The 20837-nt window shown below is 58.8% G+C and carries 23 protein-coding genes and 1 pseudogene; 5 read left to right on the forward strand and 19 right to left on the reverse strand.

The window, feature by feature from the left end:
* Nucleotides 1–23 precede the first annotated feature (23 nt).
* The 7 genes and pseudogenes from QCE69_RS19465 to QCE69_RS19495 form a co-directional block, all read right to left on the reverse strand.
* Nucleotides 24–1064 (reverse strand): substrate-binding domain-containing protein, encoded by a 1041-nt coding sequence (locus QCE69_RS19465; RefSeq protein ID WP_409021212.1) that lies wholly within the window; start codon nucleotides 1062–1064, stop codon nucleotides 24–26.
* Nucleotides 1061–1848: pseudogene (locus QCE69_RS19470) on the reverse strand (transcriptional initiation protein Tat). The gene QCE69_RS19465 and the pseudogene QCE69_RS19470 overlap by 4 nt, the downstream one beginning before the upstream one ends.
* Before the next feature lie 47 nt (nucleotides 1849–1895).
* Nucleotides 1896–2705, reverse strand: a complete 810-nt coding sequence (locus tag QCE69_RS19480; RefSeq protein WP_309932399.1) for a TlpA disulfide reductase family protein — start codon at nucleotides 2703–2705, stop codon at nucleotides 1896–1898.
* 21 nt (nucleotides 2706–2726) lie between these two features.
* Nucleotides 2727–3215, reverse strand: a complete 489-nt coding sequence (locus QCE69_RS39550; RefSeq protein WP_409021213.1) for a DsrE family protein — start codon at nucleotides 3213–3215, stop codon at nucleotides 2727–2729.
* The gene (locus QCE69_RS19485; RefSeq protein ID WP_309932400.1) at nucleotides 3212–3775 is read right to left on the reverse strand and encodes a DsbC family protein; all 564 of its coding nucleotides are present in this window, start codon (nucleotides 3773–3775) and stop codon (nucleotides 3212–3214) included. Before QCE69_RS19485 ends, QCE69_RS39550 begins: the two co-directional genes overlap by 4 nt.
* On the reverse strand, nucleotides 3772–4566 hold the full coding sequence (locus QCE69_RS19490; protein ID WP_309932401.1) for a sulfite exporter TauE/SafE family protein: 795 nt from the start codon (nucleotides 4564–4566) through the stop codon (nucleotides 3772–3774). The genes QCE69_RS19485 and QCE69_RS19490 overlap by 4 nt, the downstream gene beginning before the upstream one ends.
* A gap of 7 nt (nucleotides 4567–4573) precedes the next feature.
* Nucleotides 4574–5293, reverse strand: a complete 720-nt coding sequence (locus QCE69_RS19495) for an MBL fold metallo-hydrolase (protein ID WP_309932403.1) — start codon at nucleotides 5291–5293, stop codon at nucleotides 4574–4576.
* A 102-nt stretch (nucleotides 5294–5395) separates the two neighbouring features.
* On the opposite strand from QCE69_RS19495, the gene QCE69_RS19500 reads away from it, so the two are divergent.
* The 4 genes from QCE69_RS19500 to QCE69_RS19510 all read left to right on the forward strand — a co-directional run bounded on the left by QCE69_RS19500 (nucleotide 5396) and on the right by QCE69_RS19510 (nucleotide 9576).
* Complete coding sequence (locus tag QCE69_RS19500; protein WP_309932404.1) at nucleotides 5396–6649, forward strand: FAD/NAD(P)-binding oxidoreductase; 1254 nt, start codon at nucleotides 5396–5398, stop codon at nucleotides 6647–6649.
* A gap of 44 nt (nucleotides 6650–6693) precedes the next feature.
* Nucleotides 6694–7128 (forward strand): DUF2244 domain-containing protein, encoded by a 435-nt coding sequence (locus tag QCE69_RS39555; protein ID WP_409021222.1) that lies wholly within the window; start codon nucleotides 6694–6696, stop codon nucleotides 7126–7128.
* A gap of 41 nt (nucleotides 7129–7169) precedes the next feature.
* A complete protein-coding gene (ctaD, locus tag QCE69_RS19505) occupies nucleotides 7170–8789 on the forward strand; it encodes a cytochrome c oxidase subunit I (RefSeq protein ID WP_309932405.1) in 1620 nt (539 codons plus the stop codon).
* Nucleotides 8790–9324: 535 nt separating this feature from the next.
* On the forward strand, nucleotides 9325–9576 hold the full coding sequence (locus tag QCE69_RS19510) for a hypothetical protein (protein WP_309882173.1): 252 nt from the start codon (nucleotides 9325–9327) through the stop codon (nucleotides 9574–9576).
* 35 nt (nucleotides 9577–9611) lie between these two features.
* Here QCE69_RS19510 and tnpC read toward each other — a convergent pair whose 3' ends face one another.
* The 3 genes from tnpC to tnpA form a co-directional block, all read right to left on the reverse strand.
* On the reverse strand, nucleotides 9612–11180 hold the full coding sequence (gene tnpC, locus QCE69_RS19515) for an IS66 family transposase (protein WP_309932406.1): 1569 nt from the start codon (nucleotides 11178–11180) through the stop codon (nucleotides 9612–9614).
* 65 nt (nucleotides 11181–11245) lie between these two features.
* Complete coding sequence (gene tnpB / locus QCE69_RS19520) at nucleotides 11246–11614, reverse strand: IS66 family insertion sequence element accessory protein TnpB (protein WP_309932407.1); 369 nt, start codon at nucleotides 11612–11614, stop codon at nucleotides 11246–11248.
* Nucleotides 11581–11967 carry an IS66-like element accessory protein TnpA gene (tnpA, locus tag QCE69_RS19525; protein ID WP_309932409.1) on the reverse strand — a complete coding sequence of 129 codons (387 nt, stop codon included), beginning with the start codon at nucleotides 11965–11967 and terminating at the stop codon, nucleotides 11581–11583. Before tnpA ends, tnpB begins: the two co-directional genes overlap by 34 nt.
* 144 nt (nucleotides 11968–12111) lie before the next feature.
* Here tnpA and QCE69_RS19530 point away from each other — a divergent pair, with 144 nt between their 5' ends.
* Complete coding sequence (locus QCE69_RS19530) at nucleotides 12112–12297, forward strand: hypothetical protein (protein ID WP_309932411.1); 186 nt, start codon at nucleotides 12112–12114, stop codon at nucleotides 12295–12297.
* Between the two features lie 117 nt (nucleotides 12298–12414).
* On the opposite strand, the gene QCE69_RS19535 is transcribed toward QCE69_RS19530, so the two are convergent.
* The 9 genes from QCE69_RS19535 to QCE69_RS19575 form a co-directional block, all read right to left on the reverse strand.
* Nucleotides 12415–12861 (reverse strand): YeeE/YedE family protein, encoded by a 447-nt coding sequence (locus tag QCE69_RS19535; RefSeq protein WP_309932413.1) that lies wholly within the window; start codon nucleotides 12859–12861, stop codon nucleotides 12415–12417.
* 1 nt (nucleotide 12862) lies between these two features.
* Nucleotides 12863–13297 carry a YeeE/YedE family protein gene (locus tag QCE69_RS19540; protein ID WP_309932414.1) on the reverse strand — a complete coding sequence of 145 codons (435 nt, stop codon included), beginning with the start codon at nucleotides 13295–13297 and terminating at the stop codon, nucleotides 12863–12865.
* 288 nt (nucleotides 13298–13585) lie between these two features.
* Nucleotides 13586–15292 (reverse strand): site-specific integrase, encoded by a 1707-nt coding sequence (locus tag QCE69_RS19545; protein ID WP_309932416.1) that lies wholly within the window; start codon nucleotides 15290–15292, stop codon nucleotides 13586–13588.
* A 100-nt stretch (nucleotides 15293–15392) separates the two neighbouring features.
* Complete coding sequence (locus tag QCE69_RS19550; RefSeq protein WP_309932418.1) at nucleotides 15393–16034, reverse strand: hypothetical protein; 642 nt, start codon at nucleotides 16032–16034, stop codon at nucleotides 15393–15395.
* Complete coding sequence (locus QCE69_RS19555) at nucleotides 16000–16980, reverse strand: ATP-binding protein (protein ID WP_309932420.1); 981 nt, start codon at nucleotides 16978–16980, stop codon at nucleotides 16000–16002. Before QCE69_RS19555 ends, QCE69_RS19550 begins: the two co-directional genes overlap by 35 nt.
* Before the next feature lie 25 nt (nucleotides 16981–17005).
* Complete coding sequence (locus QCE69_RS19560; protein WP_309932423.1) at nucleotides 17006–19009, reverse strand: helix-turn-helix domain-containing protein; 2004 nt, start codon at nucleotides 19007–19009, stop codon at nucleotides 17006–17008.
* Nucleotides 19006–19638 carry a hypothetical protein gene (locus QCE69_RS19565; protein WP_309932425.1) on the reverse strand — a complete coding sequence of 211 codons (633 nt, stop codon included), beginning with the start codon at nucleotides 19636–19638 and terminating at the stop codon, nucleotides 19006–19008. Before QCE69_RS19565 ends, QCE69_RS19560 begins: the two co-directional genes overlap by 4 nt.
* A gap of 339 nt (nucleotides 19639–19977) precedes the next feature.
* Complete coding sequence (locus tag QCE69_RS19570; RefSeq protein WP_309932427.1) at nucleotides 19978–20370, reverse strand: hypothetical protein; 393 nt, start codon at nucleotides 20368–20370, stop codon at nucleotides 19978–19980.
* Nucleotides 20371–20490: 120 nt separating this feature from the next.
* Entirely contained in the window at nucleotides 20491–20748 is a 258-nt protein-coding gene (locus tag QCE69_RS19575; RefSeq protein ID WP_309932428.1) for a DUF3717 domain-containing protein, read from the reverse strand.
* Between the last annotated feature and the right edge of the window lie 89 nt (nucleotides 20749–20837).

Genomic DNA, 20837 nt, shown 5'->3' on the forward strand with positions numbered 1-20837 from the left:
TGCAACTATTGAGCCGGGCAACGTTACCGGCTACTCGTGTCGACTTGGCCAAATCCGAACGTCGCGAAAATACGAAACGCCGAGGGCGAGCGAATGAAAGCAAGCCATTTCTGAGCCGCTCGCGGATGTGCAGCGTTTCTAACCTGCGCACCTGCATAGGTCGCGGTGGTGTTTTCAGCCTCAGGAATGTCGACGTGGTTCAAGGGATGGCCGGCCTGCTCCTGAAACAATGCTTCGGACTTCCAGACAACACCTGCATCCGCACATCCTTGCATCAAAAACAGCGCTGTTTCTCGATGGTGAATATGCGTCAGCTGTGTGGTGCCGTCGCGCACTTTTCCTTCATACACCGCGCTGGTAAGCGCATCACCGCCCGCTTTGCCGAGAGAAGATTTGATTTGACGAGCGACGCCTTCGAATGCGGGGTTTGGCATCGCCAAACGGATATCGGGCCGGCCCAGATCATTCAAGGTGTTCACGTGAGTCGGATTACCCTGACGTACCATGATGGTCAACTCGTTGGTGACGTATGCGACAGGGGGACCTTCGAGTAGTCGCTCGGCGATCAGACTCTTAACCTTGCCCAATCCAGCAAAATATGCGTCGGGCCTGACGGTCCACGTCATGTTGCCGACTGTAATCCGGCCGCCAGCCTTCATTTGCTGTTCGAGCAAGCCGGGAGGAAGGGTTTCCCAAAATATCCGGCCACGGTATGCAGGGTTTTCTTTCTCAAACTGCTCAACCAAGGGCGCCATCGCAAAGAAATAGTTGCCTCCGACGTAGAGGACGAGCTTGGGCGAGCTGAGATCCCCATGAAAATCGGCAAGGACATCGATTTGCCCGACGGTGAACTCAAGGCCACGATTTCTTGCATCGTTGTTTTCGCCATTTTCCCAAGGCGGTGAGAACGTGGCTGTCGCGCCGCATGGTGGCGCACACGTCGCAGCATGCGTCACGCTCATTGAGCTCAGAATGCATAGCGCCACAACGACTAGGCGCCCAACGCGTTTAATTTCGCGCGCCTGGCTGTGAAGCACATTGGGATGCACAATCTCATCACTCATTTGGCGTAGTGGAATCCGGCCCGCTGCAGTTCCGGAAGCGTGCCGACCGCACCCGGCGTCACAATCGCACCAGCGATGACATGATTCGTAAGATCTGCGGCCAGCGCCTCATGGGAAAGTTTGTCGGGGTTCGTATCTGCGCCGACTAATTTCTCCGCGACTTCCCAAATAGCGTTATGACACGATAGAAAGACAACCCCGCGCTGCTGCAACGCGTGAATGCTATTGTTGTGAGCGGAAAATGCACCGTTCGGATTTTCGATGTCTGTCGGGCTTGGTGCCTCAGCCGTTTCGCCGAGCCACACGTTGTTGGCCGCCTTTGAGCCGGCAAGCTTTGCGAGCTCGTACTTACGCCACGCCTCCTGGTCGAAAAGCGCGAGATGAGCGGAGCCATGCGTGGCGGACACAACCAGAAATTCCGGGTGCTTAAACGACCAGATCTGAGCATTAAGGGAGTTGCGCATCAAGTTCAGCCAAGGCCCGCTCAATTCGGTGTTATCCCATACCTGCCGATCACCGCTTCGATAAGCAAGGAGTTCACTTAAGGCCTCGTGATCCATTGCTCCGGCTTTTGCAAAATCATGGGAACTGTTTTGAAGTCGCGGCGCCGAGGGGCTTTGCTTAAGCGTTGAGTCAGCTCGCGCAAGCTCGATGCACCCGCAGGAAGCAATGACGTATCTTGTGCGGCACGCGCGTGTGTCGGCATCGCTGAGCTGAGCCAGGCGGTGCCAGCCGCGATGCCGAACGTCTTCAACGCATTACGCCGAAAGTTGCGATCTGTCATGGTCGCGCTCCAATTGCAAAGATGCGGTATATGTGATTCTTATGTCGTTAAGGTGACGCGTCCCCCACCCGGAGATGTCTATCTACGACCTGCTTGAAGGTCGCGCGCGATAGAGGTCCGAGGTGCGAAGTGATAAACAGCCCCTTCCGGTCATAGAACAGTGTCGTCGGGAAACCGACCGCGTTCACGAGTTGGGCAACGGATCGCGACGGATCTAAAAGCGAATTCTGAATGTGCAAGTCGTGCAGTTTCAAAAACCGCTGCACCGTCGCGCGGGATTCGCCCTGGTTCACGAACAATATGCGTATGCCCGGGTAATCCACTTGCGCACGTGCGAGAGCGGGCATCTCGACTCGGCACGGACCGCACCATGAGGCCCAAAGGTTCACGACGGTCGGCCTGCCGTCGTTCGTGCTCAAATGCGTTGTAGGGCCGGCACTATTTTCAAGGGTGAGATCGGGTAGACCTGGTCGGCTCTGCGTAACTGCCAAAACCGTGGAGATTGCACTCCACGTGAGCACGCCCCCGAGCAATGCCATTAACATTGCCTTGCGCCGCGAGGCAAGCCGGCGCATGGCGGCCCACGCCATCAGGCCGCCCGCGATCACGCCGGACCAGGGGTCAAAGCCCAAGTCGCGCAGATCGAACATGTCGACCACATTGTTCCGGTATGTCGAAAAATAGCGCAATACGAAAGCGACGCGAGCCACAAGTAAGGCGACCAAAATTGCGTTCAACAACGCATGGCGCACGTCGCGGTCGCCGCCGCCCAGCCACTGATTGACGAACAGCATGGTTGCAACGCTACCCAAAAATGCTAGCACCTCTTGCGGTATCGCCAACACACCGATGTTCATACCCCCTCCAACCCCCAACGCTTAAAGCGCTATCAAACCGTAACCGTCACATTGCAAGATTGCGAGCGTCGTAAGCGCTGAGAGCGATCGAGTGACGGAGGGCAGTAGTCCGTTTGGCGAGAACCCACGCGCAAGCAAAGCCTGCGCACACACAGTTACTTCGACGTTCACTGCCTGCAAAGCCGCAATGAGCTCGCCGTTCGGGTTGCCCACACCGTCGTAAGCCTGATAGCAGGCTTCATTTAGCACGCACGGAGTCGCCTCACCGTGCAGGATCGCGACGCAGTCGAGTTGACTCGTCGGCACGCCGGACATTAGGAAGAGATCGATCGCGCGAGCGACGCGCTCGAGCCCACTATTTGGCTGGTCGTTTCTGTTACTAGGCGAAGTCACGGAGAACACAATGCGATAAGACCGAAGCGGGTCCGGGCGATGCACAGAGTCTTCAATCAATTGCGCATTCCCAAAACGTCCGATTAGCGTCTGGACGGCGTTTCGGTTTTGGGTCATCGCGGCTTTGAATCCAGTATCGAGTTCAGGTCATCGAGTGGCAATGCACCTGTCATCAGTTCGCCATCCGAGAACACGACGGTCGGCGTCACGTGCACGCCCAAGCCCATGGCCAGTGCGAGATTGCTTGCGATCGGTGAGTGAGTACAGGAAGCGGTTTGAGCCGGCGGGCGCGCTTCGAGCATCCAGGCACGCCAGGCAGCGTCGGCGTCTGGGGCGCACCACAAGGCCTCCGACATCGGTCGAGATTTCGGTGTCAGGATCGGAAACAGGAACGTATAAATCGTGACATTCTTTACCTCACTCAACGTCTGCTCGAGCTTGCGGCAAAACGGGCAGTAAGGGTCAGCAAACACGGCGAGTTTGCGTGCCCCGTTTCCTTGAACGGTTTTGATCGCATTGTTAAGCGGTAAGCTTGAAAAGTCCACGCGTTGGTCTTGTACGCGGACAAGGGAGGCAAAGCCCTCGGCAAGGACCGCAGAGCTGGACAAGCACAACGCTGCGCATATGACCCATACCGCGCGTCGAGAAGACGAGGCAAACATCGTCGGTTGTTTCATCGGGCTAACCACGCGTGATAAAGCATATAGGCTGCGACAGCAAAGATCATCGATGAGAAAACAAGGTTAAGGGCCCCACGCTTTTTGGCTAATCGACCGGCCGCGTTTGTCCCAAGCCACCCGCCGATGATGCCCCCGCTTATGAACTCGATTGCTATCAGCCAGTCAACTTGGCCCGAGCGTGCGTAATTCACGGCAGTCGTCAAGCCAAACGAGCCGACTGCGAACAGCGAAGTTCCGATGGCATCGACAATCCTCATTCTTCCGGCGAACATTAGCCCGGGCACCACCAAAAAACCGCCTCCAATTCCGAAGAAGCCTGAAAGGCTGCCCGCGCCGAGGCCCGTGCCGCACAACTGCGGGTACTGGCTCGGTGGGCGAATAGAGGTTGCTGAGGCCGGCGCGGGCGTCGGGTTGACGCGTAGCATCAGCACTGCCACGACACACATAAGAAACGCGAAATACACCAGCAGGCGCTGCCCATCCACCAGCTTTCCCAGTGAGGACCCGACGGCAGCACCGAGTACGCCGCTCGCGGCGAAGGCAAATGCCGGCCCCCAACGGACATGCCCCGCTCGGGCGTGAGGAACCATGTTCAGATAGGCGTTGGCAGCAACGGCCAGAGCGGCGGTGCCAATGGCAACGTGAGGATTATGCAAACCCACGACATAAAGGATTAACGGGACCGCTAGGATCGAACCGCCTCCTCCGACAAGCCCAAGCGAAAAGCTGACAAAGCCACCGCACAGAACGGCTGCAAGACCTTGCGTGGCGGGAGTTGAGGCGAACATTGGATTGTTAGCCCTGCCGCTTTGGCAACTTAGTCGGTTGACCGCATGCCAGATTAGCGGGAATAGCCACATCCATCATCTTTGGATCGGGCAAATTCAGGCCGTTCATGATCGCGACATAGTCTGCTTCGGACTTGTTGGCCAGGCGCGGGTTGCAACGCTTTTCTTCCCCGATGCTTGACGCTGTCCATCCCTTGTAGTCGTGAGCGGGATACAGAGTCGTATCGTCCGGTAAGCGGAACAGTTTGTTGACAATGGAGTCCCATGACCGATGTGCATCACCGCCTTGGAAATCGGTTCTTCCACTACCGCGAATCAGAAGAACGTCGCCCGTAAATACCGCCTTCGGTGACGACGGATTCAACACGAAGCTGAATGACTCATCGGTATGACCGGGCGTGTATATCGCGCCCAGTTCGATGCCATCCAACCGTATCGTGTCGCCCTCGCGAACATATTCGGAGACGCAGTGAGCCTTCGAGAGCTCTCCCATGATGGTGATGCAGTGCGTAGCGTCGCGCAGGTCGCCCAACGCCGTGATGTGGTCCGCGTGCGTGTGCGTGTCGATCGCTTGGACCAGTTTTAGGTCAAGGTCCTCGATCGCACTGAGGTATTGCTGAAGCTGCTCCTTGACCGGATCAATAATCAATGCCTCCCCCCCTACGCGCGAAGCAAGTAAATAGGTGTAAGTACTTGAAGAATTATCGAAGAATTGGCGGAAAAACATACTTATTCCCACAAAAATGACTCTATATTACTAATCGGTATAAGCTTATGCCTAGATAGAATATAGTATTGAAATTGAGTAAAGTCAATCGGAGGCAAAGTCGTGACCGTAAGCGTGCGTTCGTTCGATGTCGTCGTCGTGGGTGGGGGTGCCGGGGGCATGAGTGTGGCTGCGCGTCTGCGACGAATGGACACGGCGCTGCGCATCGCGGTAATCGAGCCATCGGAATACCACTACTATCAGCCGGCGTGGACGTTGGTGGGCGGCGGCCAATATGACATCGCGCGGACGCGTCGATCTACGCGAACGTGCTTGCCGCATGGCGTTGAGCTGGTCGCTGGCCGAGTATGCGGTTTTGTGCCCGAAGCCAATTCATTGGTTGTCGATGGCGGAACGACTTTCAGCTACCGGTGCCTGGTAGTCGCCGCAGGAATCGAGTTGAACTGGGAGGCGATTCAGGGGTTATCGCAAACACTGGGCAAGAATGGTGTGACGAGCAATTACCGCTACGATCTCGCACCATATACCTGGCAGTGCATCGAATCGTTTTCGGGTGGGCGTGCGTTGTTCACGCAACCGCCTATGCCCATCAAGTGCGCCGGGGCGCCCCAGAAGATCTTGTATCTTGCTGCGGACTATTTTCGGCGCAAACGGGTCAGCGCAGACGTGCGCTTCTTTACGCCGGGGCCGTCGATGTTTGGTGTGCCTTTCTATGCAAAGGCGCTAGCACGCGTGATGCAAGAGTACGACGCCACCGCGTGCTTTGGGCATCGACTTGTCAAGGTGGATGGTGAGGCGAAGCTGGCATATTTCGAAGTCGAGGCCGACGGCAACAAGTCAATTCAGATCGAACAGTTCGACATGCTGCATGTGGTGCCGCCGCAGCGAGCGCCGCAGTTCATCCGTGAAAGTGCCTTGGCCGACTCGGCAGGATGGCTGGACGTTGACAAGGAGACAATGCGCCACGTGCGCTTCGCCAACGTGTTCGGTATCGGAGACTGCACATCGACGCCCAACAGTAAGACCGCAGCCGCAGTAAAGAATCAAGTGCCGGTTGTGGCAACGAATGCGCTCGCCATGCTCAAACAAACTGGCGAATCAATGCGTTACGACGGCTATGCGTCGTGCCCGCTGACCACCTCGGCCGGCAAAGTGATGCTCGCAGAGTTTTGTTACGACGGCGTGGTTACACCGAGTTTTCCCGCTGATCCTAGACGGCCCCGTAAATTCTATTGGTGGCTCAAGCAACGCTTCCTGCCCTTTCTCTACTGGAACATTGTCATCCGCGGAAGGCATTGGCCGATTACGCACAGACGTCGTGAGTTTCCAGAGGCATTACCGCCGATTGTTCCTTGAGATTGTTGGGAGGCTTTGTGTCGAGACCTGACCAGCAGGATTGCGTGTGGCTTTTTAGGCGGAACTGCGCAAGCACGCCGCGGCAGTTCGTCCTTTTCTACTGCTCGCTCGCCTCAGTCACGGTGCTGGTCGCAAGCTTTTGGACGTTTCTTGGCGCGTGGACCGTGCTGCCGTTTGCCGCCGTCGACTTGATCGTCGTGGGCGTCGCGTTCCTTGTGTTTGCGAGGCACGCTTGCGATTACGAGCGCGTCGCGATTTCTGGTTCGCGTCTATGCATCGAAATGGCTCACGGCTCAAGCGTCACTCACATTGAATGCAATGCGCGATGGGCGAACGTGAGCCTCGAGCGGGCCCGACGGCCGAAGATTGAAATCCGATACGGGGGTAACGTCATCCGTATTGGAGCGTTTCTCCTCCCTCACCGGCGCGTATCGGTGGCAAACGAGAGTCGCCGAGCATTGCTAAACGTTTCCTGTTAATCGCCAATGGCTTCCATGCAGCAAATCTGCGGAGTTGCAAGATGAGCACGACAGCACACGACCACGTCAGCGTTCCGGGCAGCGAACCTCGCCACAATGATCATGAACACAGCGTGCCCTACGGATGGCGCCGCTGGCTGCTCGCGACAAACCATAAAGACATTGGGACGCTGTACCTGCTCTTTTCCTTCATCATGTTTCTGTCCGGCGGGGTAATGGCGCTTGGAATTCGCGCGGAGCTTTTCGAGCCTGGCTTGCAGATCATGCGTCCGGAATTCTTCAATCAGCTCACCACAATGCATGGGCTGGTGATGATATTCGGGGCCATCATGCCAGCGTTCGTCGGATTCGCGAACTGGATGGTGCCGTTACAGATCGGCGCATCGGACATGGCGTTCGCGCGGATGAACAACTTTAGCTTTTGGCTGTTGCCCGTCGCAGCGGTCATGCTCATGGGTTCTTTCTTCGCTCCAGGTGGTGCGACGGCTGCGGGCTGGACGCTCTATGCACCGCTCTCCGTGCAAATTGGCCCGGGCATGGACTTCGCCATTTTTGCGATCCACCTCATGGGTGCTTCGTCAATCATGGGCGGAATCAACATTGTGGTGACGATCCTGAATATGCGCGCACCCGGCATGACGCTCATGAAAATGCCGATGTTCGTGTGGACGTGGCTGATTACCGCTTATCTGTTGATTGCTGTCATGCCGGTGCTCGCCGGTGCGATCACGATGGTCCTGTTCGATCGCCATTTCGGCACGTCATTCTTCAGCGCCGCGGGCGGCGGCGATCCCATCATGTATCAGCACATCTTCTGGTTCTTCGGGCACCCGGAGGTGTACATCATGATCTTGCCGGCGTTCGGCATCATCTCGCAGGTTATACCGGCGTTCTCGCGTAAGCCTCTGTTCGGTTATGCATCAATGGTCTACGCCACGTCCTCGATTGCAATTCTCTCGTTCATGGTTTGGGCACACCACATGTTCGCGACCGGCATGCCGGTCACCGGTCAGTTGTTCTTCATGTATGCGACCCTTCTCATCGCGGTGCCCACAGGTGTGAAGGTCTTCAACTGGGTAGCCACCATGTGGCGCGGCTCGCTTACCTTCGAGACGCCAATGCTTTTTGCCATTGGCTTTCTGTTCGTGTTCACGATGGGAGGCTTTACCGGCTTGATCTTATCGATGGCGCCGCTCGATATCCAGATGCACGGTACCTACTATGTCGTGGCACACTTCCATTACGTACTGGTGGCGGGTTCCTTATTTGCATTATTTGCGGGTTGGTACTATTGGTCACCGAAATGGACAGGATGGATGTATAACGAATTGCGCGGCAAGATCCACTTTTGGGCCTCGATGATCTTCTTCAACGTCACGTTCTTCCCGATGCACTTCTTGGGCCTCGCCGGCATGCCGCGCCGCTACGCGGACTATCCGGCGCAGTTCACGGACTTCAACCAGATCGCAACGATCGGAGCATTCGGCTTCGGCCTTGCACAGGTGTACTTCCTCTTCGCGGTAGCGTTGCCAGCTTATCGAGGAGGTGACGAAATGGAAAAAGCAAGTGACAAACCTTGGGATGGTGCCGAAGGCCTCGAATGGTCAGTGCCAAGCCCTGCGCCTTTTCATACTTTCGAACATCCGCCGGAAGTCCAATAGCGCCAATTTTGTGACGCCGGTTGCTTCTCTGTCGAGGTCTGCACTCGGTCGGTTCGCGTTTGCAATGACTGATGTCTACCGCGAAACCGACCGTGTATCTCCGACCTGCTCACTATGCTAGAGACAGCCTACAACTGTTCGTCGCGGAGAATGGAAGGTTCTGCGCATGCAAATTGATCAACGTAAGCCATTACAAGGAAACTTCTTCAATGACTGCACCGATTCCCGGGTTTCAACGGCCTGCACCTGAAGTAGCTATCGCAGGTCAACCATCGGCCGAACAGCTGGCTGAGCTGAAACAAGAAGGATTTCGTTCAGTGGTTAGTCTAAGGCCGGCTTCTGAGAACACAGGTTTCGACGAGCCGGCCGAAGCCGCTCGCCTGGGTCTGAGCTATTTTCATAGTAAGCGCCCAGGGAAGGCATCTAGACGGCCTGTAGTCGCGACGCCCATCAGATTGCCAAACTGACTCGATGTGATAGCGTGTCGGTGTACCCGAATTTTTCTTTCGGATCGTTCGATTCCTGTGAGTTATCCATGCCTCTTTCCGTTGCCCAAGCTAACCACGTTGCGAAGGTTTTCCCGGAGTGCCGCGCCGAGATGACCGATTTCCTCGAGGCAGGCGCGGAAGTGGTGATCTACAAGCAGGATGAATGCGGCAGCGATGTCCTGCCCTACGCAATCGCCGTTGCGGGTACCGCTTTTTGGATTGATTGCTGCGAGACACCGGGGGAGGCGACAGCGCTGGCTTCCTCCCTTGGCCTTAGAGTCGTTGCCGCACTCCGGTAGCTCCTTGTCTGCGCGCCTGGTTTCGCTACTAATGCTTAACCAATGGTGGGCGCCCAACGATGCGGAAGTAATTGCGAGATGTCGTTGGCGCGATGAGTAGGTAATCGCGTAAGTACGTCTTTTAGGTAGACGTAGGGATCATGCGCGTTGAGCTGCGCCGAGCGGATCAGGCTCATGATTGCAGCACCACGCTGCCCCGCTCGCAGTGACCCTGCGAACAACCAGTTGGACCTGCCGATGGCCCACGGACGGATCTGATTTTCGACCCAATTGTTGTCTATGGGTACGCGCCCGTCTTCGAGATAACGCGTCAGCGCTTGCCAACGCTTCAGGCTGTAGTCCAACGCCTTGGCAATGGCGGAGCCATCGGAAACGAGCTTGCGTTGAGTAACGAGCCATTCGTAAAGCGCATCGCTTACTGGCTTGGCACGGCTCTGCCGAAGCCGGTGGCGGGTATCGACATCGAGATTTTCGGCATCGCGCTCGATGTCATAGAGCTCAGTGAAGAATGGAAATGCCTTTTCAGCGAGCTGGCTGCTGTGATTGGCATGCAGTTCGAAGAACTTGCGTCTCGCGTGCGCTGTGCAGCCGATCTCGGTGACGCCCTGAAGGAACAAGGCCTTGTAACCACCGTAGTCATCACACACCAGCTTGCCATACCAGCCTTCTAGGAATGTGCGGGCATGCTCGCCGGCTCGGCTGCCGGCGAAGTCGTACACCACCGCGCGAAGGTTACTGAACTGCGTAGGCGTATACGCCCACAGATAAGCCCGATGTGTCTTCCCCTTGCCGGGGCTGAGCATCTGTACCGGCGTTTCGTCGGCGTGCAACACGCCTTGCTCCAAGATCTCTCGTCGAAGGGCGTCGACCAGTGGCTGCAACTGCGCGCCACATGCGCCCACCCACGCTCCCAGCGTGGACCTTGGTATCGCCAAGCCCGCCCGAGCAAAGATCTGCTCCTGACGGTACAGCGGCAAGTGATCTGCGAATTTGTTGACGAGTACCGATGCTAGAAGTCCGGTGGTTGGGATGCCTTTGTCGATGACGTGCGCGGGCACGGGTGCCTGGATTAGCGTCTCACAGTGGCGACATACCCATTTACCGCGAATGTGTCGCTCCACCGTGAACACGCCCGGCGCGTAATCTAACTTCTCGCTGATGTCTTCGCCGATACGAACACGTTCGCATCCGCATTGGCACACCGTGTCGTCGGGTTCATGACGGATGTCGACACGCGGCAACTGCGGCGGCAAGGGTGCGCGCTTTGGCTGCTGGTGTCGGCGCTTGCGTGCAGGCTCGAGCTCTTCGAGCTCTATCTCGATGGCAGCCAGGTCGCCATCAATCGCCTCGTCAAGCAGGTTCATTTGCTCGTTGTTGAGCTGCTCGCTGCGACGGCCAAACTGCTGGCGCCTGAGCACGGAGATCTCGTGAGTCAGTTGGTCGATGCGGGTTTGCCGGTAATGCAGCTCCCGCTCCAACGCATCGACTTCTCTGCGTTTCTCCGTCACCTCCAGATCCTTGGCGTGGACCTCGGCGAGCAGTTGCGCTGCGAGAGCACGCAACTGCTCTGGACTGAGGTCGTCGAGGTCGGCCGGCGGGTTCATGCAGACCAGTCTGCCAGAACCCCGCACGCGCGAGAAGGAGAACTGTATACGTCACTGCCGACGCGTCAGATGATGCGGATCACGCCATCCTGGCCGATGCGTTGCCACGGCAGCCCCAGCACCAAGCCCGCCAATTGTTCGTGCGTGAGCACCTGCTGCTTGGGTTTGCTGCCAGCGTGGGGCCAGACGAACTGCCCCTGATTCAGCCGCCGCGCTGCCAACCAGATACCGATGCCGTCGTGGACCAGGACCTTGAGTCGGTTGGCGCGGCGGTTGGTGAACAGGTACGCGTGGTGCGGATGCGCGGCGCCGAAGACCTTCACCACGCGCCCCAACGCCGTGTCGAAGCCAGCCCGCATGTCCAGCGGATCGACTGCTAGCCAGATCTCGTCGACACGAATCACCGCAGCCACTCGCGCAGCCATGTCGCGCATTGCGCGGCTTCGGAGACCGGCCAGCTCACCGTTATCGACTGATTGCCCCGGCGAACTTCGACCCTGATCTCCGTCGAAGCTACCTGCTTCGCCCCCATAGCAACAGGAACGAAGGCTGATAGTGGTGTCGATTGAGCTTCTACCGGGCGTTCAGACAACCGCTTCGGAAGTCTGCCTTCTGCCTGATCAAGCCAGCGGCGCAATAGATTCGCGTTGAGCCGATGTTCCAGCGCGACGGCCGACACCGACACGCCGGTGCCCTGGCAAGCGGCGACAACGCGCGCCTTGAATTCTTCGGTGTAGCGGCGACGACGGCGACGCGTCGGCAACGCCTCTTCTTCGATAGTGTTCACGTGTCCGCTTATTCGCTTTGGTGGACACGATACTCCCAAGCGCTTCAACTACGATCAAGGTGAGTTGCCCGGCCGCTTACTTTTCATATCCCGATCGCAGACGCAAGCGCGCTTACTCGAGATGCTGTCGAGGCGCTTGATGATGTGTTGCAAGTTCAGGACAACCTGCCAGTCATCGTGCACTGCGGTTCTGGCAATCGCGTCGGCGCGCTGTTCGCGCTGCGCGCCGCATGGGTGAAAGGAGTCGACGTGCCTAAAGCGATTGAAATCGGTCGACAACACGGGCTTACGAAGCTGGAAGACGATGTCCGGCGCATCCTCAGCACGTAGGCGGGACTTATCACTCGGCACGGCACTACGATCGAACCGCAAAGAGGCCGGGCGTCAATACAACTCGCCTCGCACGGAAAGCGTGTCGCCGCGTCGCGTATCGTCGCGGTGATTGATCTAGTTTTTTAGAGGAGTCGACCGTGAGGCGTGGCCGGCGAGGCGTTCGAAGAGAATAAAGGCAGTCATGCCGGCAAGCATGGCGAGCACAAAGATCCAGGCTTTCACTTGTCCGCTGCCCGCTGCGACGATTGCTGGTCCCGGACAGAAGCCGGCCAGCCCCCATCCGATTCCGAACAGAAGGCTGCCGCCGACCAGCCGGAAGGTAAGGGTTTTCGCCTGCGGCAGCTCTATCGGCGCATCGAGAAAGCTCCTGCTGCGGCGACGTGCAATGGCAAACGCGACGATACCTATGCAAACGGCGCCTGCCATTACAAACGCGAGCGACGGATCCCACAGGCCAGCGATGTCGAGGAAACCAAGCACTTTGGCGGGATTTGCCATGCCAGAAACAATCAGACCCAGGCCAAATACCAGACCACTGAGCAGCGCGTTGAAAATTAGCATGTCAGTGCTCAAGGAGATGGCGAACGGCGAAGACGGTCACGAACCCCGCTGCCATGAAAGTGATAGTGGCGATCATGGAGCGCACCGAGCCCCGTGAGATTCCACACACGCCGTGGCCACTCGTACAGCCGGATGCATAGCGGGTTCCCAGTCCTACGAGCAGGCCCGCAATAACCAGTGTCGTGGACGACGAGTTGATTTCAATTGTGGGCAGCGACGTAAAAACGCGGAATACCCAAGGCGCGACAAGAAGACCTACGAGGAACGCGAGCCGCCATCCGGCGTCGGAAGAGTTGCCCCTCAACAGCTGCCCGACAATGCCGCTGATACCGGCGATGCGCCCGTTTCCTAGGATTAACAGGGCGGCAGCAACGCCCACCATCAGGCCGCCCACCAGCGCCGAACCTGGCGTAAAGGCGGCAAAGTCGATGCTCATAAGGTCACACTCCGGAGTGAAAAGCTGCATGCCGCTGCTGATTATATTAAAAGGATATACGACGCGCTCTACAGCAACGATGCTTTTGTTGGACGATCGAAGGCCACTCGAGTTTCCCCATTGCGTCCCGCCGACGTTCGAACGAAACACGTGTGCGAAACACCGAAACCTTTGTCCTCAGGAAAGCAGGCTGGGATAACCATCTACTCGGTAACCTGCCCGTGTGTCCTGCAGCACGTCATCGGCAAGGGGTTCGAACTTGGATCTGGATCCATGCGGGCCGACTCGCTATCGAGCCTTGAACGCCCGACTCATCTGGAGAGCCCGTTTGACCTCATCGCTCTGCAGATAAATCGAGGTCGTGGCGATTGATGCATGGCGTAGATTGTCGCGCACCGTAGTCAGCTCGGCGCCGCGGGCGAGAGCGTGGGTTGCGTGGGTATGCCGAGTCCAATGTGGGCTGGCACGCCGCAATTTCTCAACGACGACGGGATGCTCAGTGCCGATCACATCGGCGGCCTGCCGGAAAAACCGCCGCATCACGTGCCACAGGCGATTACCGGTAATGCCCGTTCCACTGTCCGCGTCGAGACTAGCGATGAGCGGTGTCTTGGGATCCCATCGCGTCGGCGTGACGGATAGCCGACGCTGTATCAGATAACGATCAAGCGCCGAGCGCGCCAGCGGCGGCAGCGCGACCTTGCCGGGACGACTGCCTTTCCCGACAAGATGTAACCAATGATCCCCATGCTCGCTCACGCGGACGTCGCCGAGTGTGGCACTGACAAGCTCACCCGCGCGCAGCCCGGTCGCGTAGGCCAAGTCGAGCAGGAAGCGCAGCCGCTGCGCCGCCGGCTCCGACCAGCCGTACGACCACTCGAGGCCGTCGGCGATCGCGCGTATCAGCCCCCATTCGCCTTCAGTGAAGCCGCGTGCCGTGTCGAGTTGCGTCACGCGCGACCTGCCGCGCACTTTAATGCCCGCGAAGGGATTTGCAAGCACATAGCGCTGCTCGATGAGCCAGCGAAAGAGCGCCCCCAGTACTGATAGTGCGTAGCTGGTCGAGCGTGCTGAGAGATTGCTAGCAAACGGCCGCCAATCAGGCGCAGTACGCGGCCGTGACGGCCCGACCCAACGGTCGCGCGGGGTCGGCCGGCGCAAAAATGCGCGGTATGCGATCGCGTCTTCAATCGTCAACGACGACAAGGCGCGATCGCGCTCGACGATCGCCCACAGGATCAGCCTTTCCGCCTCTTTGCGATAGGCGCGGCGAGTGGTCGGTGCCTCGTGCAACGACAACCATGCCTGCACGGCATCGTAGTCGTTGGCCGCGTCCAGTGTGCAGGCTTGGCGCGGTGCGCGGAAGGCGCCGGCCGAGCCGTCGACTTGGCGGGGCAGCCGTAGGCGCTCCCACGGCATAATCACGCCCGGCGTCGCTCCGGCAATCAACGCACGAGCCCGCGCTGTCAACTGCGGATGGGATGCAAAGAACGACTCAATCTGTTGGGCGCTAGTTTTCCCGAGACCGCCGATTGCGCGCCACCAGCCGCGCCGGCGCGGCACGCGCACCGTCAGGTCCGCGAGCGTCGTGATGCGGTGGTCGTGCAGCGCGCGCGCAGCACGTGGCGTCAGCCACAGGCCGACGTCGTCGGTGATCTGCGGTCGCGGAACAGGAAGCACGCGCAACAGCTCGATTGCGTGCGCGACCGCACTGGCTCGAGCCATCCGGTCGTTGACGGGGTGCTGAAGAAGTTGAATCAAATCGGCACGCTGGCGCTGCTGGGCGAAATCGATGAGCTGCCGCCGAATGTCGCCGATGACACCACGGGCTGATGCCCCGATCGCCCGCGCGCTCGGCAAGTAACGCTCCACCGCTGCCCGGGAGGAAAGTCCCGCATACCAGCCGCGCAGCGCAGCGAGCCGATCCGCATTGGGAAACTCGGCGGATTGTGAGATAGGAGCAGGAACGGAGGTCGGCGTGAGACGCGTTTTCATGGAAACCAGTTTAGGCTTGAAATCCAGCTAATACGATAAGAAGGATTATCTGAATAGTTGCCGATTCAGTGACTTTTTGGAGACAGGATCATGGCCGTAGTCAGCCAAAATATCGCCGCGTAAACGCCTTGCGATACTCCGCTTTCATCGGTTGGGCGGTGTTGGGCGTCCAGCTCTGACCGCCATAGCTCGCGCGGCAATGCGCGCAGCGGTACGGCGTCTCCAGAAGCCGCACGCTCAGCAAGTACGGCGCTTCGTAGCCGCAGAGCCGGCACGCCGTTTCCAGTGATCGATGATGTGCAGGGCACGCCTTGATGTTCTCCAGCTGGTGCAACACGCTGTGATAGCCGTGCGCCAGGCAGCTGCGGCAGTATCGAAAGAAACTGCTGTAACGTCGCCGCTGGGTGGGCTGCAGCAGCGCCGCACGCAGCGTCTTACGCGGAATCGACAGGCTCTCACGCAATCGGTCTAGATCGACCATGCCCAGCTCTGGCACGACACCGTCGTAGGGATCGACGTCCGGTCCCATCAATCGCGCGACCACATGACCTGGAAGAGCATTCGCCTTTTCAAACTTCCAGAGAATCGAGACGATCGACTCACAGGGATCGAGCCACTTCTTGCTGAAGATATAGCCCAGCGCAGGCGTCAGTCGGCGCTCGTCGAGCGTGAGGATCGGAAAGCGCGGTGCCCCCAGCGGTGCAGCGCTATGCAGCGGCGACGAGTACACGACCGGTTGCATGACGAGACTGGACATAGCCGCAGTGATGCACTGCATAGGTCCACAGGGCAGGATCTGGGCAATAGCCCGGGGTATCCCTAATTTCGCTATCCTTCAACACGATCTCAACGACACGCGCGAACGATTCCATCGGGATTTCCAGTCGCCCCGGCAGGTTCGCCTTGTGGTGCGCGGACTCGAACGCACGCCACAGATGGTCGGCGTCGCTGACCAGCCGGTACCCTGCGTCGAAGGCCTGCGGAATATAGAAGCGCGTCAAGCTCCATTCGGTAGCCTCAGGATAGGCGGTCTGGTCATAACCGTTCAGGCACGTTGCAACGTCCTCTGCGTTACGAATCCCGTAGAACGACAGTTCCTCGACCATCAGTCGCGCGACGATCTGGGTCTTACCCGCGATCTGTAGGGCGGTCTTTTGCGCGAGCAGTTCCTGCTGGCCGACCAGAAACGTGAAGAGCTTGATGTGCTGCCGGTCAAGGGCGTCGTGGACATCGCGCAGCCATTCGTATTCGTTCTCGTTGTAGCGCTGAGCCTCATCGCAGAACAGCAGCACGGTGCCGCTGCCGGCACGCGCCGCGGCTTCACGGATCCGCAACGAGAGACGCATGCGTTTCGAAGGATTGGTGCCAGCGTTGGGGTCAGGGTCGCCGACGGCTTCGAGCAAGTTGGCAAAAAACGGCCCCTCGGCATGTCGGGGCTTGTGCTCACACTGCGCGTGGTAACTCGTCATCCTGGGATGATTACGCGCCAGCAGCAGGCGTACATATTCAATTGCTCGGGTTTTGCCGATGCGCGATGGACCGTAGATGAGCGCGCCCATGATGCGGTAGCGCAGGCAACGCTCGACGATTTCATAGAAAGCCTCGATCGCCGGCGTAGCAATACGGTAATTGCCGGTGACCAACGGATGCAGCGACGGATCAATCGGACGCAGTAACTGGGGCGACATGACACCTCCCAAGCAAATGACAGGGTTAGAAAACCTGCCCGGTGCCAATGGAGAGTTTCTTCGGCCGCACGGGTGCACGCGGCGCGAGATCCGCCTCATTGACAGGTGACGTCGCGGGCGATTGCGCGACCGTCGACACTGGCGCGGCGCCGGGCTCGGCCGTTCGCTGCGGCCCGGCCGGGGTGCGCACGGTGGGCGCCGTCGCGAGCAACCGCATCGCTTGAGCGAGTTGGGTCGCGGCCTTGCGCGTCGTCTTCGCCTGTGCCAGCTTCTCCCGCACATACGCTTCGATTGGATTGACGTCGGCCCCGACGTGACTGCGACGTTTGCCTTTTCCCTTGCGGATCTCCTGACGCAGCTTGAGGTTGTGCGGCACCACCCGCCACGCGCCCTGCGCTTCGAGCACGCCCAGTTCGGTGCCATCGGGTAGAAACGCCCGCACGCAGCGCAGGTCATCGGCATTCATATACACGAGCAGATTCCTGCCGATCAGGTGAGTGCTGGTCGCCAGCACGCCGTTGGTATAGCGCACGCCATGAAGATTGATGTGCGGGCGCACGCCCTGCTCGAGATAGGCGCGAACACGACAGCGACGTGCCGACTGCATCAGGCACAGCGTGCGACGGCGCTGTTCGGCAAGCCACGTCACCAGCGTTTGCTTGCCGCGGACTAAATATTCAATCGCCTCAAGGGGTGTGGCATTATTTAGGCCGCTGTGTGGTGTGCCGTTGTAGGCAGCAATCGCATACTCGACAAGTTCTTCAAGTTCGTCGAGGGACACGTACAGGCGCAGGTTGTCTTTCGGGTCGGAAAGAGCGCGGCGCAGATCGCGTGGATGCGAACCGGTGTAGCCTGGCAGGCGCGACGACAGGCGGCTCGCGATCGTGCCGAAGAAGCGCTCGACGTAGGGACGCTCGTCGGGACTGTAGCGCGGACCGGCGTCGACACAGCAGCCGATGAATTCGCACAGTGCCGTCAACGTTTCGTTCGCAAGGTTTGCTTTCGCGTTGTCAAGCTTCATCCATTCCCACGTCACGTAGGCGAGTTCCGGCAATCGCTGCGAGGGGAAACCATCCTGCGGTCCGTAGCCGAGCCCGGCGATGTTGAATGCCGTGGGGCGATGGGGTTCCAGCGCTTTTTCGATGGTCTTGATCACGTCGTAGCGGCAATACTCGCTGGCCAACACGATGTGGAAACCCAGCACGGCGCGCGTGCACACGTCGATGATCACCAGGAGCCACACCCGCTCCATCTCGAACTCGTGCTCGAAGCCCAGTGGATCGCGAACGACCACCTTCAGGCGGATGTCGAGCCGGTGACCGTCGAACTCCACTACCTGATACGGGCGCGTCGCGGCCGGGCTCTTTGTGCCCTCTGTGCGCGGCAGACCTTTCAGGTGCGAGGCCCCCGCCGAGCGGGCGGCCGTTCCAAAACCGCGCAGCATCTCCGCCTTCAGTCGCTGCGACAGCGATCGGATCGCGTGGCCGGCCGTACTGAACGGATAATCCGCCGCTGTCAGCCCGACCATCCTGCACTGTCGCAAGAATTCGTCGTGCAGCGACTGCAAGCCTCGCAGACGTGTCCGCAACCGTCCATCGGTGTTGAGCTGCTGCAGCAGCACGCGGCGCTGCCTGACCTGCAATAGCAGCCAGGCCGCGAGCGTCGGGTGGCGCTCGAAAAGTTGCGACAGCGCCCCGACCGTACCGCGACTGCCGCGTTCGCCCCGAACCGTCACTGGATTCACCCGGACATATCCACCGATCCTCACATGCTTGATCAGTGCGCGAAATCCGTAAGGGCGTCCGTCTGGATGGAGCGACAAACCCCGTTCGAGCCAACGATAGAGCTGCCGCCGGTTGACGCCGGTCGCTTGCTCGATATCCTTGACGCACTCGCCCCGGGCGTAGCGCTCGATCGCCTGCATGCGCACCTGGAAGGCGTGCGCTTCTTCCTTGTCGAGTTCAGTGTAGGCGACGTTAGGCCAGGCTGTGACGTCGAGTTCCTGAAAGTCAGGTTTGCGCCGGTTCATGGCGCTGGCTCCGCAGCGACAAACTCAGTGAGGAGCGACAATGCATCGGTTCTCAGAGATTGAGCGCCCACGCGGCCGCTGTACAGCAGCCCGAACACTGCCGCACGCACGAGAATCGGATCGCCTGTTGAGAACTCCCGCTCGATTGCGAGCAGTCTTTGCGGATCGCGAAGGAAGCGTTCGATCGCGTGCGACAAGGCATCTGAAACCAGTCCCCGGTTCGCCACGATGTACGGCAGCATACGCTGCCAGTTGTCGATCCACATGCGTGACGCCGCGAGTTCAGCCGGCAGGACCGACCGGACAGTCAACTCCGCCTGAGCCAGATGTATCGCGGGGCGCGCGTCCATATCGACAATCGAATCGCCAAGGAGGACTAATTCCTCGCGATCGACGTAACGAACCCAGAACTCCGCGAGATATCGTTGTCCGCCGTACTGGATAAACCCCGGCCTTTCGCAGAAAGCGCCAACCGCAGGATCGGCTTCGAGCAGAATCCACTGCTCAAGCGCGGAGCGCCTATGAAACGTCAGCCGCCGGTCCAATTTCGGACTGAAGACCTCAAGACGGTGCGCGCCTCGCGGTCTGGCAAACGCCACGGGCTGTTTCATGTCGTCTGAATTTTCCATAAGATCAACACCTTACGGGCGGAATTCGAAGTCTAGGACGTGAATTGACGAATTTAATGCGGACTTATGCGAATTGACGACATTATTTCGTTGAGACTGGAAATAATATTGTCAATTCAACCGGATAGTCGCTTGTGCGGCGACCAATCTGGATTGACAGAATTAATGCGCTCTACGGTTACCTTGCGCATTTGCATTGGTTTGCACGCTGGCGTCACGTCGGAGAGGGCGGGGCCCAGAACGAAGAGTTGTTTACCAGTAGACGCTTTCTATGTAGTAGCCGCAGCATCGTTAGACAAGGTGCGCGGGTCGTCCGGAAAGGTCGGTATCGTCTAACGCTCAGTGCGAAGTGATTTTGCCAGCAGCGATGGCCTTCGCGAGTTCGTCGGCCAGGGCCGCTTGCACTGACGCATGCTTTTGTCGGACGGCCTCGGCGTCCTTGGGAACAGCATGGACCAGAGATGCAATCTCTGCGTCCCGTGCGGCGGCCAACTCCGCCAAATTCTCTGGCCGCAATGCGTGTTCGAGGACGCCGGCGTCAATGCCGAAATGCTTGCTGATCGCCTCGCACGCATGTACGAGCGCGAAAGACACTTGCTTTTCCTCGTCTAGGCATTTGCTCGCAGGGCAGAAATAGCCCGCGTACAGAACGTCGCCGATTATCTCCGTTGCAACCCAGTCGGTGAGGTCTTCTTCGAACGCTCGCGTGTCGCTGCTGGCTGAAGCAAACATGCGGAGTGCGTCGGCCTCGGTACCTCTCGCGAATAGATCTCGACGCGGCCACCGCCGGCTACGGCGTCGACCCACACCAAGGCGCTATCATCGTTCGACATCTTCACCCTCCCGTTGGGATCAGAAGAGTTCCTGCTGGGCAAGCGCAAGACCTGTCGCTTCATTCTGTTCCGCCGTCAAGTGTCTTGCTTCGACGCGCTCTCGTCGATGATAGATCATCATTCCATACACGTCGGCCAGTACCTTTGCTCTTGGGCAGACAGCGAAGTCATCTGTGGCCGCCTGCCGCGATCGCCAGTAGTTGATGGCGTTCTCAATATCAGTGATCGTGTACTCGTTCATCCTGCTAGCTGCCGTTGCTCTATCGAATGCGATCATATTCCTCTTCGTCGGGTCTTGTCGGCGAGGCCTCGACGATCGCATCGCATCTTTTCTGTTCAGAGTAAAGGCAACGGCTTTAGCGAGAC

Source organism: Caballeronia sp. LZ032, from assembly GCF_031451315.1.
In the GTDB taxonomy this organism is placed as follows: domain Bacteria; phylum Pseudomonadota; class Gammaproteobacteria; order Burkholderiales; family Burkholderiaceae; genus Caballeronia.

Coding starts and splice junctions, on each gene's coding strand:
- QCE69_RS39550 (WP_409021213.1), bottom strand. CDS start 3,215: ATGACCCAAAACCGAAACGCCGTCCAGACGCTAATCGGACGTTTTGGG.
- tnpC (WP_309932406.1), bottom strand. CDS start 11,180: ATGAACCCGCCGGCCGACCTCGACGACCTCAGTCCAGAGCAGTTGCGT.
- QCE69_RS19555 (WP_309932420.1), bottom strand. CDS start 16,980: ATGTCGCCCCAGTTACTGCGTCCGATTGATCCGTCGCTGCATCCGTTG.
- QCE69_RS19465 (WP_409021212.1), bottom strand. CDS start 1,064: ATGAGTGATGAGATTGTGCATCCCAATGTGCTTCACAGCCAGGCGCGC.
- QCE69_RS19560 (WP_309932423.1), bottom strand. CDS start 19,009: ATGAACCGGCGCAAACCTGACTTTCAGGAACTCGACGTCACAGCCTGG.
- QCE69_RS19480 (WP_309932399.1), bottom strand. CDS start 2,705: ATGAACATCGGTGTGTTGGCGATACCGCAAGAGGTGCTAGCATTTTTG.
- QCE69_RS19535 (WP_309932413.1), bottom strand. CDS start 12,861: ATGCTAATTTTCAACGCGCTGCTCAGTGGTCTGGTATTTGGCCTGGGT.
- QCE69_RS19540 (WP_309932414.1), bottom strand. CDS start 13,297: ATGAGCATCGACTTTGCCGCCTTTACGCCAGGTTCGGCGCTGGTGGGC.
- QCE69_RS19490 (WP_309932401.1), bottom strand. CDS start 4,566: ATGTTCGCCTCAACTCCCGCCACGCAAGGTCTTGCAGCCGTTCTGTGC.
- QCE69_RS19570 (WP_309932427.1), bottom strand. CDS start 20,370: ATGTTTGCTTCAGCCAGCAGCGACACGCGAGCGTTCGAAGAAGACCTC.
- QCE69_RS19485 (WP_309932400.1), bottom strand. CDS start 3,775: ATGAAACAACCGACGATGTTTGCCTCGTCTTCTCGACGCGCGGTATGG.
- QCE69_RS19565 (WP_309932425.1), bottom strand. CDS start 19,638: ATGGAAAATTCAGACGACATGAAACAGCCCGTGGCGTTTGCCAGACCG.
- ctaD (WP_309932405.1), top strand. CDS start 7,170: ATGAGCACGACAGCACACGACCACGTCAGCGTTCCGGGCAGCGAACCT.
- QCE69_RS19545 (WP_309932416.1), bottom strand. CDS start 15,292: ATGAAAACGCGTCTCACGCCGACCTCCGTTCCTGCTCCTATCTCACAA.
- QCE69_RS19575 (WP_309932428.1), bottom strand. CDS start 20,748: ATGATCGCATTCGATAGAGCAACGGCAGCTAGCAGGATGAACGAGTAC.
- QCE69_RS19550 (WP_309932418.1), bottom strand. CDS start 16,034: ATGCAACCGGTCGTGTACTCGTCGCCGCTGCATAGCGCTGCACCGCTG.
- QCE69_RS19510 (WP_309882173.1), top strand. CDS start 9,325: ATGCCTCTTTCCGTTGCCCAAGCTAACCACGTTGCGAAGGTTTTCCCG.
- QCE69_RS19495 (WP_309932403.1), bottom strand. CDS start 5,293: ATGTTTTTCCGCCAATTCTTCGATAATTCTTCAAGTACTTACACCTAT.
- tnpB (WP_309932407.1), bottom strand. CDS start 11,614: ATGCGCGACATGGCTGCGCGAGTGGCTGCGGTGATTCGTGTCGACGAG.